This is a genomic window from Mycobacterium heckeshornense, from assembly GCF_016592155.1.
Taxonomy (GTDB): Bacteria; Actinomycetota; Actinomycetes; order Mycobacteriales; family Mycobacteriaceae; genus Mycobacterium; species Mycobacterium heckeshornense.
This window is the reverse complement of sequence record NZ_AP024237.1, coordinates 323,451-338,376: the sequence shown is the minus strand read 5'-3', so window position 1 is coordinate 338,376 and position 14,926 is coordinate 323,451. Positions and strand designations below refer to the sequence as shown.

The 14,926-nt window shown below is 67.4% G+C and carries 17 protein-coding genes; 4 read left to right on the top strand and 13 right to left on the bottom strand.

The features are described from left to right. Window positions 1-365: 365 nt before the first annotated feature. Both MHEC_RS24915 and MHEC_RS01445 read right to left on the bottom strand, forming a co-directional pair. Entirely contained in the window at window positions 366-602 is a 237-nt protein-coding gene (locus MHEC_RS24915; protein WP_071700620.1) for a helix-turn-helix domain-containing protein, read from the bottom strand. A gap of 173 nt (window positions 603-775) precedes the next feature. Next, a complete protein-coding gene (locus MHEC_RS01445; protein ID WP_048891457.1) occupies window positions 776-1,768 on the bottom strand; it encodes a stage II sporulation protein M in 993 nt (330 codons plus the stop codon). 35 nt (window positions 1,769-1,803) lie between these two features. Between MHEC_RS01445 and MHEC_RS01440 the strand changes: the two genes are divergently transcribed. Beyond that, window positions 1,804-2,640, top strand: a complete 837-nt coding sequence (locus MHEC_RS01440) for an RDD family protein (RefSeq protein WP_048891456.1) — start codon at window positions 1,804-1,806, stop codon at window positions 2,638-2,640. A gap of 4 nt (window positions 2,641-2,644) precedes the next feature. On the opposite strand, the gene MHEC_RS01435 is transcribed toward MHEC_RS01440, so the two are convergent. Then, window positions 2,645-3,037 carry a hypothetical protein gene (locus MHEC_RS01435; protein WP_053093998.1) on the bottom strand — a complete coding sequence of 131 codons (393 nt, stop codon included), beginning with the start codon at window positions 3,035-3,037 and terminating at the stop codon, window positions 2,645-2,647. A 132-nt stretch (window positions 3,038-3,169) separates the two neighbouring features. Here MHEC_RS01435 and MHEC_RS01430 point away from each other — a divergent pair, with 132 nt between their 5' ends. Further along, complete coding sequence (locus MHEC_RS01430) at window positions 3,170-3,823, top strand: PadR family transcriptional regulator (protein WP_048891509.1); 654 nt, start codon at window positions 3,170-3,172, stop codon at window positions 3,821-3,823. A gap of 28 nt (window positions 3,824-3,851) precedes the next feature. Here MHEC_RS01430 and glpK read toward each other — a convergent pair whose 3' ends face one another. After that, a complete protein-coding gene (gene glpK, locus MHEC_RS01425; protein WP_071700320.1) occupies window positions 3,852-5,369 on the bottom strand; it encodes a glycerol kinase GlpK in 1,518 nt (505 codons plus the stop codon). A 150-nt stretch (window positions 5,370-5,519) separates the two neighbouring features. Between glpK and MHEC_RS01420 the strand changes: the two genes are divergently transcribed. After that, window positions 5,520-7,019, top strand: coding sequence for a hypothetical protein (locus MHEC_RS01420; protein WP_048891455.1), 1,500 nt, complete (start codon window positions 5,520-5,522; stop codon window positions 7,017-7,019). Between the two features lie 100 nt (window positions 7,020-7,119). On the opposite strand, the gene MHEC_RS23880 is transcribed toward MHEC_RS01420, so the two are convergent. The 7 genes from MHEC_RS23880 to MHEC_RS01385 form a co-directional block, all read right to left on the bottom strand. Continuing rightward, window positions 7,120-7,617 (bottom strand): cytochrome P450, encoded by a 498-nt coding sequence (locus MHEC_RS23880; protein ID WP_082169867.1) that lies wholly within the window; start codon window positions 7,615-7,617, stop codon window positions 7,120-7,122. A 212-nt stretch (window positions 7,618-7,829) separates the two neighbouring features. Then, complete coding sequence (egtD, locus tag MHEC_RS01410; RefSeq protein WP_048891453.1) at window positions 7,830-8,795, bottom strand: L-histidine N(alpha)-methyltransferase; 966 nt, start codon at window positions 8,793-8,795, stop codon at window positions 7,830-7,832. After that, complete coding sequence (gene egtC / locus MHEC_RS01405; RefSeq protein ID WP_048891507.1) at window positions 8,795-9,493, bottom strand: ergothioneine biosynthesis protein EgtC; 699 nt, start codon at window positions 9,491-9,493, stop codon at window positions 8,795-8,797. The genes egtD and egtC overlap by 1 nt, the downstream gene beginning before the upstream one ends. Next, a complete protein-coding gene (gene egtB / locus MHEC_RS01400; protein ID WP_048891452.1) occupies window positions 9,493-10,776 on the bottom strand; it encodes an ergothioneine biosynthesis protein EgtB in 1,284 nt (427 codons plus the stop codon). The genes egtC and egtB overlap by 1 nt, the downstream gene beginning before the upstream one ends. Further along, the gene (gene egtA / locus MHEC_RS01395; protein WP_048891451.1) at window positions 10,773-12,044 is read right to left on the bottom strand and encodes an ergothioneine biosynthesis glutamate--cysteine ligase EgtA; all 1,272 of its coding nucleotides are present in this window, start codon (window positions 12,042-12,044) and stop codon (window positions 10,773-10,775) included. Before egtA ends, egtB begins: the two co-directional genes overlap by 4 nt. Window positions 12,045-12,190: 146 nt before the next feature. Beyond that, the gene (locus MHEC_RS01390) at window positions 12,191-12,847 is read right to left on the bottom strand and encodes a sensor domain-containing protein (RefSeq protein ID WP_048891450.1); all 657 of its coding nucleotides are present in this window, start codon (window positions 12,845-12,847) and stop codon (window positions 12,191-12,193) included. Between the two features lie 4 nt (window positions 12,848-12,851). Beyond that, complete coding sequence (locus MHEC_RS01385) at window positions 12,852-13,280, bottom strand: organic hydroperoxide resistance protein (protein WP_048891449.1); 429 nt, start codon at window positions 13,278-13,280, stop codon at window positions 12,852-12,854. Between the two features lie 154 nt (window positions 13,281-13,434). Here MHEC_RS01385 and MHEC_RS24910 point away from each other — a divergent pair, with 154 nt between their 5' ends. Continuing rightward, on the top strand, window positions 13,435-13,890 hold the full coding sequence (locus MHEC_RS24910) for a hypothetical protein (RefSeq protein WP_201399414.1): 456 nt from the start codon (window positions 13,435-13,437) through the stop codon (window positions 13,888-13,890). A gap of 76 nt (window positions 13,891-13,966) precedes the next feature. Here MHEC_RS24910 and MHEC_RS01375 read toward each other — a convergent pair whose 3' ends face one another. Both MHEC_RS01375 and MHEC_RS01370 read right to left on the bottom strand, forming a co-directional pair. Continuing rightward, complete coding sequence (locus MHEC_RS01375; protein WP_162490222.1) at window positions 13,967-14,143, bottom strand: hypothetical protein; 177 nt, start codon at window positions 14,141-14,143, stop codon at window positions 13,967-13,969. 175 nt (window positions 14,144-14,318) lie between these two features. Then, window positions 14,319-14,687, bottom strand: coding sequence for a hypothetical protein (locus MHEC_RS01370; protein WP_048891447.1), 369 nt, complete (start codon window positions 14,685-14,687; stop codon window positions 14,319-14,321). Window positions 14,688-14,926 lie beyond the last annotated feature (239 nt).

Below are 14,926 nucleotides of genomic sequence, written 5' to 3'. Positions count from 1 at the left end.
AGAGGTTCGCGTAATTCAGTGACCTATTGGTCATAGGGATAGGCAGGTGTGGCGCAGCAGGGCGAAACACAGCGCGGCGGACATGCTCATGCGCTTCTAGTTGAACTTGTGCACCAGCACCGGGGTCTGACCCCTGGGCGCCCGCTGACGCGCACTACTGGAGTCAGGGAAACGCTGGATTCGTCTTGGAGGACGATCCACGCCTGCGGCGCCTTTTACCCGGGCCCGTCGTGTTTGATCCAGCGATGGCCTGCTCGTCGCGTTCGGCGGGCGCACCGGGCCGGGCGTTGCGGAGACCGACCCGGCTCACGCAGCAACCGCCGCGCATGGCCGGGGTGATAGCACGCCCCCGGTGACCGCCTCGATCACCTCGGCCACCCGCGCGGTGGCATACCCGCGTGCGCCCGGAGCTCGGCTTCCACCCGGGTCTTCTGCTCCCCAGTCGGCCGCGCGGGCCGACCGGCCCACCCGGCGTCGACCAACGCTTCCGCGCCCTGTTCTCGCAACCTCCGATGCCAGCGCGAGCCGCTTTGATGGCTCACGTTCAACCGGCGTGCCACCTCAGCCTGCGACACACCCCTCGCGAAAAGTTTGGCCGCCACCCGACGTCGACGCCCCTACGCCTCAAAGTCACGGCGCGACACTGGTTTCGACGCAGAGCCGTTGACCGCCAACTGATTTGCTGTCGTCATCGTTACGACAACAACTCTCGCAGAGAATTGTATTGTTGTCACTCAATAACACAAAGTTCTTTAAGCCCACCGCTCGGCGGGGTTTAGCTGGTCGGGACGACGTCAGGCGCGTCGGCGATGTCACCGGTGTCGCCGACGCGGGCGGCTCGGCGTCCGAAGTGCACGATGTAGGCCAAAAACGCTGCCTCAGCGGCGATCCCGATGCCGACACGAACGACCGTCGGCAACGGCGACGGGGTCACCAGTGCTTCGATGAGACCGGAGACCAGCAACACCGCCACCAGCCCCACAGCGACCGCGACGACTGCGCGGCCGCCTTCGGCGAGCACCTGTGCGCGCGGCCGCTGCCCGGGCGAGATCACCGACCACCCCAGCCGCAGGCCCGCGGCGGCTGCTAGAAACACCGCCGTCAACTCCAGAAGCCCGTGCGGAAGCAACAAGCCCAGCATGATCGCGCCCTTGCCCGCGGCAAACATCAGCCCGGCGGCAACGCCGAGGTTGGCGGCGTTTTGGAACAGCACAAACGGAATCGGTACGCCCAGCAGCACCGCGAACGCAACGCACTTTGCGGCGACCCAGGCGTTGTTCACCCAAACCTCAAGAGCAAACGAGCCGGCCGGGTGCTCGTGGTAGTACGACGCGAATTCATGGTTGACCAATTCGTCTATCTCAGCGGGTGTTCCGATGGTGGACTGCACCTCCGCGCTGCCGGCCACCCAGAACGCGATGACCACCGCGACGGCGAAGAAGGCCGCGCCTGTCGCCAACCACCATCGCCAGGCCCGGTAGGCGACCACCGGGAACGACACCGTCCAGAACCGGGTGAACTCACGGCCCAGCGGGGCGTGCGCGCCGGTGACCGCCGATCGTGCCCGGGCAACCAGTGCCGAAAGCCGACCCACCAGCGCGGAATCCGATGACACCGAGCGCACCATCGACAGGTGTGTGGCGACGCGTTGGTAGAGCTCGACAAGTTCGTCGACCTCGGCACCGGTGAGCCGGCGCCGATTCTTGACCAGCTGCTCGAGCCTATCCCAGGCATTGCGGTGCGCTAGCACGAACGCATCGACGTCCACCCCGCCAAGGCTAATGGTCGAGTAGCGTTCGCAGTATGGCGGAGGTGGTGACCGGCGACGCCGTGGTGCTCGATGTGCAGATCGCCCAGTTGCCGGTGCGGGCGGTGGGTGCGCTGATCGACATCGCGGTGATGTTCGTCGGTTACCTGCTGGCCCTGATGCTTTGGGCGGCCACCTTAACTCAGTTCGACGATGCGGCAACGGCCGCGGTACTGGTCATCTTCACCGTGCTGGTCCTGGTCGGCTATCCGCTCATCTTCGAAACCGCAACCCGGGGGCGTTCGCTCGGCAAGATCGTGATGGGCCTTCGGGTGGTGGCCGACGACGGCGGCCCGGAACGCTTCCGGCAGGCGCTGTTTCGGGCTCTGGCGTCGGTGGTGGAGATCTGGCTGCTCTTGGGCAGCCCCGCGGTCATCTGCAGCGTGCTGTCGCCGAAAGGCAAACGCCTCGGCGACCTCTTCGCCGGCACGGTGGTCGTCAGCGAACGCGGCCCAAAGCTGGGGCCGCCGCCACCGATGCCGCCATTTCTCGCGGGATGGGCGTCCACGCTGCAGCTGTCCGGTCTGGGTGCCGACCAGGCGCAGCTTGCGCGTCAATTCCTATCGCGCGCACCACAACTCGAGCCGCGACTGCGTGAGCAGATGGCATACCGGATTGCCGGTGACGTGCTGGCCCGCATCGCGCCGCCGCCCCCGCCGGGTACCCCGCCGCAGCTGGTGCTGGCCGCGGTGCTCGCCGAGCGGCATCGCCGCGAACTGGCCCGGTTGCGGCTCGGGCCCGCACCGCCGCAGTGGAGCGCGTCCCCGGGGCCGTCGCCGTGGCCGCCGCCCCCGCCGCCGCCCGGCACCGGTGGATTGACGCCGCCCCGGTAGTCGGCTACTGGCGGAAAGCGACGGCCAGCACGACGATGTCGGCAGCCAGCAGTGCCAATGCAGACACCCCGACAACGATGCCCCATCGTCGCCTCGCGGTGAAAAAGGAGACGACGATGGCCACCACGGCCACGACCGGTGCGCCGTAGAACAACACCCCGAACACGATCCCACCCGGACCCCAATCCGGGCACTGCTGGTCGCTACACGCCGCCGTGCTCATCAGCGCCCCGAGCGCGTAGATCAGCACCACCGCGGCCGCCGGCACGGTCAACAGCGCCAACACCCAGTTGACCCACAGCCGCAAACGTCCGGGCCGTGTTCTGCTGTCCACAGCGGTCGTCGCCGCGCTCTCGGTGACGTTGGCGATCGCCGCGTCGCGATGTTCGTCGTTCATCGACGGGTGCTACCCGGCCTGCCGCCTTCGGTAAACCTGGCGGAGGCCAAGCCGTTGCATCGCGATAGATTGCGATATATCGTGAAGTCCACCGGCGGCGCGCCGGCGCCGCCCGTGCAGAAGAGAGAGAACATGAACACCCCATTCCCACCTTTCGCGGTGTCGCTCATCGGCGGTCCGGCCGGTTTCGGGTTCGGCGCCCGCCGTGAATTCCGCGACTACATCCGCGGCCACCAGGCCGGGCACCCGGGTCCTTTCGCGCCGGGCTTCGGGCGCGGTGTCGGTGCGGGCGGATTCGGCGTCGGATTCGGGCCCCGCGGCGGACGGCGCGGCGGCCCCGGCCCACGCGGACGCCGCGGCGATGTTCGCGCCGCCATCTTGGTGCTGTTGGCCGAACACCCGATGCATGGCTACGAAATGATCCAGCAGATCGCCGAACGCAGCCAGGGCCTGTGGCGGCCCAGCCCTGGATCGGTGTATCCGACCCTGCAACTACTGGTCGACGAAGGTCTTATCGTCGGCTCTGAAACTGAAGGCAGCAAAAAGCTTTTCGAGTTGACCGACGAGGGACGCGCAGCCGCCGAAAAAATCGAGACTCCGCCATGGGAGGAGATTGCCGACGGCGTCGACCCCTGCCACCTCAACCTGCGGGCCGCGATGGGTCAACTGTTCGGCGCGGTCGCGCAATCCGTGCACACGGCCAGTGCCGAACAACAGCAGCGCATCACCGCGATCGTGAACAACGCGCGCCGGGAGATCTACACCGTGCTCAGCGAAGACGCCTAAAGGCCGGCCCGCGGCGGCCGGAAGCAGGTCACGACACCTCGACCCAGTCAAGAGTGCGCTGCACCGCCTTGCGCCAGCCCGCATACGCCGCCGCGCGCTGATCGTCGCTCCAGGCCGGGCTCCACCGCTTGTCCTCACGCCAGTGGGCCCGCAAGTCGTTCGGGTCGGCCCAAAAGCCGACTGCCAGGCCCGCGGCGTATGCCGCACCCAGCGCGGTGGTCTCGGCGACCACCGGACGCACCACATCGACACCGAGCACGTCGGCTTGGATCTGCATGCACAGCTCGTTCGCGGTGATGCCGCCGTCGACCTTCAAAAGCTCAAGGCGTACACCGGAATCGGCGGCCATCGCATCGACCACATCGCGGCTTTGGTAGCAGATCGCCTCCAGCGTTGCGCGGGCCAGGTGTGCGTTGGTGTTGAACCGCGACAACCCGACGATCGCGCCGCGCGCATCCGAACGCCAGTAAGGAGCGAACAAACCGGAAAACGCCGGCACAAAATACACACCACCGTTGTCTTCGACCTGCCGGGCCAGCGTCTCGCTTTGAGCTGCACCGCTGATGATGCCCAACTGGTCGCGCAGCCACTGCACGGCTGAGCCGGTGACAGCGATCGAACCCTCAAGGGCGTAAACCGGATTGGCATCGCCGAACTGGTAGCAGACCGTGGTCAGCAGACCGTGCTGCGACCGGACGATATTCTCGCCGGTGTTGAGCAAAAGGAAATTGCCGGTGCCGTAGGTATTTTTGGCCTCGCCGGCGTCCAGGCAGACCTGCCCGACCATGGCCGCATGCTGATCGCCCAGAATGCCGGTAATCGGCACCTCGCCGCCGAGCGGGCCGCTGCTCTGCGTGACACCGAACGGCTGCGTCGGCGCCGAGGCGGCGATCGACGGCAGCATGGCCCTGGGTATCCGGAAAAACGACAGCAGTTCGTCGTCCCAGTCCAGCGTCTGCAGATCCATCAGCATGGTGCGGCTGGCATTGGTGACGTCGGTGACGTGCACGCCGCCCCGCGGACCGCCGGTCAAATTCCACAACACCCAGGTATCGCAGGTGCCGAAGAGGGCGTCGCCGTGGTCCGCCGCGTCTCGGACCCCGTCGACGTTGTCCAGAATCCACTGCAGTTTGCCCGCCGAAAAATACGTCGTCGGGGGCAAGCCAGCCTTGCGCCGGATCACCTCCCCGCGGCCGTCGCGCTCCAGCGCCGACGCGATGCGATCGCTGCGGGTGTCCTGCCAGACGATCGCGTTGTAGTAAGGACGGCCGGTATGGCGATTCCACACCAGGGTGGTTTCCCGCTGGTTCGTGATGCCGAGGGCAGCAATGTCTTTAGACGTCAAGTTGGTTTTGTTCAGCGCCGAGATCAGTACCGACGAAGTGCGTTCCCAGATCTCGATCGGGTCATGCTCGACCCAGCCGGCGCGCGGCAGGATCTGCTCATGTTCGAGCTGGTGTCGCCCCACCTCGGTACCGTCATGGCCGAAGATCATGCACCGAGTGCTGGTGGTGCCCTGGTCGACCGCGGCTATGAATTCGCCCAACTGTTCTCCCCGTGAAGCTCACCGTGCCCAGCCATCATCGAACACCCGGGCTCGACGTGTAGTTGACATAACAGCATGCGCCCCGAACCGGGCCGCAGCTGGCCCGGTGAGAGGTTGCGCATCCGTCGCTAAACCGGTTGCATCAGCGGTGTGGGCGAAGAGGTCAAGCGCACCACCTACACCCGCGCACACCGGCAGGAGTATCGGCGCAAGGTGCAGTTGTGTCTCGACGTCTTCGAGACCATGCTCGCGCAATCGAGCTTCGATTTCGACCGCCCGCTTACCGGGATCGAGATCGAATGCAACCTCGTCGACAGCGACTATCAACCGGCAATGTCGAATCGGGATGTGCTCGCAGCCATCGCCGACCCGGCCTACCAGACCGAATTAGGCGCCTACAACATCGAATTCAATGTGCCGCCTCGTCCATTGACCGGACGCGCCCCCCTCGATTTGGAGAGCGATGTCCGGGCCAGCTTGAACGTCGCCGAGACCAAGGCCAACTCCGGCGGAGCCCATATCGTCATGATCGGCATCCTGCCGACGTTGATGCCCGAACACCTGGCCGCCAACTGGATGAGCGATTCGACACGGTATGCCGCACTCAACGACTCGATTTTCAACGCCCGCGGCGAAGACATCCAGATCGATATCAGCGGCCCGGAACCGCTGAGCCTGCACTACCCGTCGATCGCCCCGGAATCTGCCTGCACCAGCATGCAATTGCACCTTCAGGTCTCCCCCGAAGATTTCGCCGACAACTGGAACGCCGCGCAGGTGCTCGCCGCGCCGCAACTGGCGCTGGGTGCCAACTCGCCCTACTTCTTCGGTCATCAACTTTGGGCCGAAACCCGCATCGAGCTGTTCGCGCAAGCCACCGACACCCGCCCCGACGAGCTGAAAGCCCAAGGCGTGCGGCCCCGGGTATGGTTCGGCGAACGCTGGATCACGTCGATCTTCGATCTGTTCGAGGAGAATGTCCGCTACTTTCCCTCGTTGCTGCCCGAAGTTTCGGACGAGGACCCGGTCGCCGAGCTGGCCGCGGGGCGCACCCCGCGGCTGTCGGAACTGCGTCTGCACAACGGCACGGTGTATCGCTGGAATCGGCCGGTGTACGACGTCGTCGACGCCGACGGTGTCTGCCGTCCACATCTGCGCGTGGAGAACCGGGTGCTGCCGGCCGGACCGACCGTCGTGGACATGATGGCGAATTCGGCGTTCTACTACGGCATGCTGCGCACCCTGTCCGAAGAAGACCGCCCCCTGTGGACGAAAATGAGTTTCGCTGCAGCGCATGCGAACTTCCGCGAAGCCGCTCGCCTCGGGATGGATGCGCGGCTGTATTGGCCAGGGCTGGGCGAAATCGCCCCCAGTGACCTAGTGCTGCGCCACCTGCTGCCACTGGCGGACGAGGGCCTGCGGCGCTGGGAGGTCGACGTGGAGACCCGCGATCGATTTCTCGGAGTCATCGAAGGCCGCGCCAAGACGGGCCGCAACGGCGCCAGCTGGCAGGTGGCCACGGTGCGTGCGCTGCAGCAGCGCGGGATGACACGGCCCGCCGCGTTAGCCGAGATGTTGCGCCGCTACTGCCGGCACATGCACGCCAACGAGCCGGTGCATACCTGGGAGGTGGACGAGGCCGGTTCGTGATGTCTGCCGGCGGCCGTGTGCAGGACCGTTACCGTCGGCGTCCACGGTCTCGCCGGGCAGGAGGATTCACAGGGCCGACGCCACCATCGGCTTGTGACGGTCAGCTCCGCGGATAACCGGGGGTTCGCTGGCGAACCCGGGCCCGAATCGGTGCGGTAACCACCGCGGTCAGACCAGGATTGACGGGGAAATAGCTGTCCGCAGAACGGATTTCGATTCGGCGAGCGATAGCCGCGACGGCAAGAGTAGCCTCCACCATCGCGACGTTCTCGCCGATGCAGGCTCGCGGCCCGGCCCCGAACGGCAAGTACTGCCAGCGGTCGTATCCGGCTGCCCGTTGCGGACCGAACCGGTCGGGATGACCACCACATCCGACCGCAGCCACTTGGGTGCCAGCACCCGACGGGACACCACGCCGTGCACGTCGCGCAACAGCTCGAGATCGGCGTCCAACCGGCGAGTCGCCATCACCCGCTGCAGGTGGGGCAGCAGCTCGTTTGCCGCCAGCGCCGATGTCACGACGCCCCGGCGCTCGCCGGGTTGGTCGGAAATCTTCGCCATGGCGCACCGAGTTCCAGTTGCCGTTGAGGAAAGCCATGTTTGGGTCGCCGTGCTATGGCGGATAGCGTATCCGACTACCCTATTGCGCTCATCGCTGCCGACCGGTCAGTCATGGCGTCGGCCAGCTCGGGCAGCGTGGAGCCCATGCCAAATGAGGTGATGGCGTGGGCACGCGCTACCACGTACCGGTCGCCAAGGGCGCCAGCCAAACGAAGTCGACGGCTGCGCGCGTGGGGCCCGGGGCACCGGTTACTTCACCGCCAGCGACAACGCGAAGTCGCCACCGTCATCGGTCCACCACCGGGTGCGGCGCAGCCCGGCCGCGGCCAATTCGGCGGCCACCGCCTCGATGCGGAACTTGCATGACACCTCGGTCAGCATCTCCTCGCCGGCACCGAACTCGACGGTCATATCCAGCGCACCGATTCGCACGCGTTGCGGGGTTTCGGCGCGCAACCACATCTCGATCCGCTCCGCCCCGGCGTTCCAGCGGGCGACGTGGGCATAGGCGTCGAGGTCGAAATCGGCGTCGAGTTCCCGGTTGATCACCGCGAGCACGTTGCGGTTGAACCGTGCGGTCACCCCGGCGGCGTCGTCGTAGGCGCGGATCAGCCGGTCGGTGTCCTTGACCAGGTCGGTGCCCAGCAGCAGGCTGTCGCCGGGCCGCAACACGTCCGCCAGCGCCGCCAGAAATTGCGCACGCGGCCCGGGCGTAAGGTTGCCGATCGTCGATCCCAAAAACGCGAACAGCCGCCGCCCGTCGCTTGGAATTTCGGTCAGGTGCTCCTCGAAATCGCCGCAGACAGCTGCGATCTCGATATTCGGATACTCGGCCTGGACGGCCACGGCGGCTGACCGCAACATGCTGGCGTCGACGTCGAACGGCACAAATCTGCGCAGTGAACCCCGCTCGCACAACGCGTCGAGCAGCATGCGTGTCTTCGCCGATGTTCCGCTGCCCAATTCGACCAAGGTGTCCGCGCCGGTCGCCGATGCGATCTCCGCGGAGCGGGCAGACAAGATCTCGGCCTCGGCCCGGGTGGGATAGTACTCGGGCAGCCGGGTGATCTGGTCGAACAGCTCACTGCCGACTGAATCATAGAACCACTTGGGCGGCAATGATTTTGGTGAGCTGCGCAGACCGTCGAAGACGTCGCGCCGCAGCGCATGATATGCCGAGTCCTCGGCCAAGTGGTTCGACACTGACAGCGTCATCAAGGTCCTTTCGTCGGGTCCAGCTCGGCGAACGTGACGCCGTCAGCGGTCACTTCGACGACGTGACGGTCGGGAACGTCTTCCCAGTTGGGGTCATCGTCATACGGCTCACTGGCCAGTACCACGCCGTCGTCACGACGCAACACCGACAGGGTGTCTCCCCAGGTTGTGGCCAAAAGTCGGGAACCGTTGGCCGCCAAGATGTTCAACCGTGCGTTCGGGTCGTCGGCGCCGAGTTGGCGGATCACCTCACCCAAGGCGTCGAGACCTCGCGTAAAGATCAACTCCGCGAGAATCGTGCTGTCGCAGACTGGTTCGGCCGAGGCTGGATTGGGAAGCGCCGCGCGGTCCACCGCGCCGTTGTGCGCCAGCAGCCAGCGCCCGTCGGTGAACGGTGCTGTCGCACTGATTTCTATCGGCATGCCGACGGTCGCGGAACGCACCGATGCCACCACGCAGTGGCTGCGCAGCGCCGGTGCCACGGAATCGAACGACACGTCGCCCCACAGCGGCGCGGTGCTGCGCCAGCGTCGCGGCGTGGCCCCGTCGAAAAACCCGACACCCCAGCCGTCGGCGTTCATCATGCCGTGGCGCTGACGACGCGGCGCATACGACTGCACCCGCAGGCTGTGTGGCGGGTCCAACACCAGCGAGGAGACGGTGACCTCGCGACCCAGCCATCCCAGGTGACGACACATCAGCACGCGTCCCACGCCAACCTGACACCGGCGAAGATCTGCCGCCGGTACGGGTGATCCCAATTGCGGAAGCTGGGCCGCAGGATTCCCGGCTCCACCGCCCACGAGCCGCCGCGCAGCACCCGGTAGTCGCCGCCGAAGAACGGCGTCGAATAGCGCTGATAGATCATCGGCACGAATCCGGGCCAGGGCTGCAGCGGCGAGCTGGTCCACTCCCAGACGTCGCCCAGCAACTGCTCGGCCCCGTACGCCGACGCGCCGGCCGGGTAGGCGCCGACGGGGGCCGGGCGCAACGCGCCGCCGCCGAGGTTGGCGTGCGCCGCGGAGGGCTCCTCGGCGCCCCACGGGTAGCGGCGCCGCGCGTTGACCGCCGGGTCCCACGCGCACGCCTTCTCCCATTCGATCTCGGTGGGCAGCCGCGCGCCGGCCCACGCGGCATAGGCCTCGGCCTCGAAATAGGTGACGTGCTGGACCGGTTCGTCGTCGGGTATTGCCTCGACGTGGCCGAACCGGGTTCGGGTCAGCCCGTCGGCGGCCCAGAACCGCGGCGCGGTCAGTCCGGCTTGCTGGCGGTGCTGCCACCCGCGCTCCGACCACCATCGCGGCTCGTGGTAGCCGCCGTCGTCGATGAACTGACGCCACTCGCCGTTGGTGACCGGGACGCGGCCGATCCGGAACGACGGGACGTCGACGACGTGGGCGGGGCGTTCGTTGTCCAGTGAGAACGGTTCGTCGGCGGCGTCGACACCGAGCACGAACGGGCCGCCGGGCACCAGCACCGACGTCCCGGCCACGCCCGGCCGACCGGAAGGCAACGCGGCCGCGGCGCCCAGCAATGGCGGGCCGGTGCGCAGGTTCAGCGCCTGCAGCATGGTTTCGTCGTGCTGGTGTTCGTGACTGACCACCATGGCGAAGACGAAGTTCGCGTCGGGCTCGTCGGGTGCGGCGTCCAGGGCGTCCAGCGCGGCCGACCGGACGGCACGGCAATACGCCCGCGCCTGGGCCGGGGACAGCAGCGGCAGATCCGCGCGGCTGGCGCGAGAATGCACGAAGGCGTCGTAGAGGATCTCGACGTCCGCGGGCAGCAGGCCGGGCCGGTCCGGGTCGCCGCCGCGGAGCAGCCAGAGTTCTTCCTGCTGCCCGATGTGCGCGAGATCCCACACCAGCGGGCTCATCAGCGGGTCGTATTGGCGGCGCAGTTCAGCGTCGTCGAAATCGACCAGCCGCAGCGTGCGCTCGCGCGCCCGCGTCAGGTCGCGGGCCAGCTTATCCCGTACGCTCACGGCTGCCCTTGCGCCAACCGCGCGACGGTGGGCGCGATGCCATGCCCGATCACCCGGTCGGAAAAGTCGTCGGCCGGACACCGCCCTTGCTCGACCGCCTCGACCAGCCGTCGCATTCCGTCGTGCAGCTGCTTCGGCGCCCGCTCGGCGGCGATGGCCACACACCGGTTGGCGGCCGCGTAGAGTCGGCGGTCGCCCAGCCCGACCCGGGCCGCGGTGTCCCATGCCGCGGCCACGGGTTCGACGGCCTCGGCGGCGACGTCGGCGGCGACCGGGTCGTCCAGCAGTGCCACCAGCGTGAAGACCACAGCGGGCCACGTGTCGCTGGGGACGCTGTCGAGGTAGCGGATCTCCAGCCAGCCGCGCGGGCGCACTGGCGGAAACAGGGTGGTGAGGTGGTAGTCCAGGTCGGCGACGGTGGGGCGCCGACCGCCGAGCAGGGCGCGGCCGTCGGCCCAGTCGGTGAACGGCACATAGTGCGTGACCGGCACCGCGTCGGGGTTATGCACCAACATCACCGGGGCCTTCAGCGCGTAGCGCGCCCAGTCGGTGCCCGGATCGTCACCGCTGGCGGCCAGCACCGGCCCGCAGCGCGCCGCGTCGAGCTGACCCCATACCCGCTGGCGAGTCGATAGCCACCCGGAGAACTTCCCGCCCAGCAGCGGCGAGTTGGCGGCGATCGCGATCATCGTCGGCCCGAGCGCGTGCGCCAGCCGCACCCGTGCCGCCCAACCGGGTTGCGGGCCGGCATCGATGTTGACCTGGATCGACGCCGTCGACGTCATCATCGCCTCGCCCGCCACCCCGGTATGACTGGCAGCGAAGAACTGTTCCATCGCGCGATAACGCGCCCCCGGGTTGATCCGCATGGCCGGGCGCAGTGGGTCCGCGCCCAGCGCCACCAGGCCCAGGCCGGCATCGGCGAAGGCGGACCGCAGCACTTCCTGATCACGGGTCATCGCCTCGATCGCCGGCAGCGCGCCGGCCACCGGCGGGCTGGAAAGTTCGACGGCACCGCCGGGTTCGACGCTGACCGTACTACCGCCGGGCAGCGCCGGAAGCGAGGCGAGGATGTCGGTGATTTCTTCCCAGCTCGGCCTGCGGTGCGGAGCGGCCGGGTCGTAGCAGTGCGCCTCGATTTCCAGACCGACCCGCCCCAGCGGCCCGCTGGTTAGGCACGTGTCGGCGAGGTACTGCGCGGCCGCCGATGAACCGGCCAGTTCGGCCTCTCCCACGCGGATACCAGCCAGCTCAGACGCGACCGCCATATCATCGATCCCTCCCGGTCCCGACGCGATGCATCACCGGACCGTGGTTTGCGCGCGGTTATCGGGCACGATAGCCATCCATCGTCAATCTTGCAGACGGCACCGACATATTCCCGCGGGTCGGGTCGGTCTACCCGGCACGCGGGTCACTGGCCGAGCGTGTTCTGCATCGCCCCGGCCAGCGCGTTCACCGCCGGACCGCCATTGCCGGACTGGCACACCTTCGCCTGCAGCAACACGTTCTCGCGCAGCCGGGTCTGGGTGAAGCAGCGCCGATCCGTGCCGGCTTCCTGTTTGGTCCAGGCCGCGTCGGTGGCGGTCGACGGCCCCCCATCGAACGACCACACCTGCGTGGTGCCGTTGTCCAGATGCATTGCCGTGGTCTGCCCGGAGCAGCCGACGGTGCGGTCCACGACACGGTGGAACGCACGGGCCGCGGCGTCACCGGTGGCGAACACGCCCACCGCCTGCTTGACGAAGTGGGTCTGGTCGGTGGCCGTCGTCTGGGTGACAGCGCTGTTGAACGACGCCAGGTCCGGGTCGTTGTAGACCTCCGGCAAGCCGATGTCCGCCCAGTTGTTGCACACCGGGTCGTCGACCCAATAGCCCTGGTACGGATCGGTGGACACCGATTCCCATCGCATCGGGCCGCCGACGATGTTGCCCACCGAGCCCTTGCCCAGCACCGCGTAGTTGACCACACCCGGATCCGACGGACGGGCCGCGGCGGGCGGGTTTCCGAACGCCGCGCCAAGGCCGCCGATCACTAACCCGGCGCTGAGCGCCGCGGCGGTGACCCGCATGCGGCTACACCCTGGCCGAGACGTCGACGTCGACGTTGCCACGGGTGGCGTTGGAGTACGGGCAGACCTGGTGGGCCTGGCGCATCAGGTCATCGGCGGCCTTCTGGTCGAGCCCGGGCAGATTGGCGACGATGTTGCCGCTCAACCCGAACCCGCCCTCGGCTGTGCGGCCGATGCCGATCTTGACGGTGACGTCGGTGTTGTCGGGAAGTTTGACATTGTTTCGGCCGGCCACCAGCCGCAGGGCGCCGAGGAAGCAGGCGGCATAGCCGGCGGAGAACAGTTGCTCCGGGTTGGTGCCTTCGCCGCTGCCGCCCATCGGCTTCGGCGGACGGGTCTCAAGGTCGATGCGACCGTCCGACGATTTGACGTGCCCGTCGCGGCCTCCTCCGGTGGCAGTGGACTCTGCGGTGTAGATGGCTTCGATGGTCATAGGGCTCGATCATGCCAACAAGACATCCGAAACAGAAGGCTGGGCCGCTAATCGCTTGGCCTGGATTCTCCACGCCCTCGCGAGATGTCGAATCATGTTGCAGCCCTGGCGATCTGGAACTCAACCGTGCAGACTGAATCGATGAACGACGAAAATGTCTGCACCGCATATATTTTCGTGTCGGCTACGGACGTGGGGGAGGCGGCGGCTGCGCGGGGCCACCCGGGCGGATACCGGGCATCATCCCGGGCCCTGGCATCATGCCCGGGCCACCGGGCGGGGAGCCGGGTCCACCGGGGCCGCCCGGAAAGACGTACCACTGCCCGGGCCCGGGCGGCGGCCCACCCGGGCCATCGGGGACGAACATGCCGTGGTGATGGTGGCGATAGATGTACCGATGCCCCGCGACCGCGGCACCGGAGAAGAAGATGACCGCCACCACGAACACAATTCCCGCGACGATCACGACCCACGCCGCGGCCTGGTAAAGCCTGCTGGGCTGGGTGATAAACGGGGGCTGCGCCGCGGGCGTGACGGCCCGGGCGGGCTGGGCGGCGGGGTGGCGGACGTCGGCTGGGTCGACGGTTCAGGTGTCTCGGTCATGCCCTAAATCATGCCCAGCCGATAGCGAGCCGTACACCGAGCTCGCCGAGAAGTTACCTGGCAATGCTTCGTCGACGCAGGCCCTAACCGGAGCACCAGAATACGCACACGAAAAGTAATGCCGTCGCGACGACAAACACGCTGCCCGCAACGATCGCCACCCAGGCCGCGACTTGGTAGAGCCGTTCCGGCCGTTGTTGCGGCGCCGGTGACGCCGCGGCGGGAACCGGTGCGGTCGAGGGTCCAGGCGTTTCGCTCATGCATCGCATCATGCCTCAGCGCGGCAGCGGCCGCGGCGCGTTCCCGCGACGAGCTCGCCGTCATTACCGGCCGTGAAAGCCCGGCGCCCACACCGGGGCGCCGGGCTTCGGGTCATGGTCTCGACTTCGTTTGACTTACCAGGGTTTCAAAACCGGCTGCGGTCCCGACGCTGTGCTATGGCTGTGCCGGGGCAGTCGAGGGAGCGATGGACTGCGGCGGCTGGCCGGGGCCAGCACTGGGACCCGCGCCGCCCGCACCGCCTGGCCTGCCCGGCAGGACGGCCCCCGGTCCGCCCTGATGACGCGGCCCGCCCTGGTGGAACATGGCGGCGTGGGGATGGCGGTGATGGTGGCAGCCATGGTGGCCGTGGTGGGCGGCGATCCGGAAGCCGGCGAAGAAGATGGTCGTGACGATGAACAGGATCCCGGCCACGATCACCACCCAAGCCGCCAATCGGAACAGCCAATACGGTTTAACCGGCCCGGCCGATGGCGTGGCCGCGGCCGTGGTCGGTGTGGTTGGGGTGTCAGGTGTTTCACTCATGCCACGAATCATGCGCGGGCAAACAATAGCCGTAGCTAGGTTCCAGCTATGAAAGAGCTATGAGTCCCGCCGCCCATTCGTCCGGCTTGAGGATTTGGCGACAAGCACTTCATTGGAAGCTTTGCGGTCACATCGCCGCGTCGTTGACTGCCTTCAGTCAGTTGGTCCGCAGCCGCGCGATGGTCCGCGCAGATCAGATCACGGTGCTGGCCGCAACATTGCTGTTCTGGGAGGACATT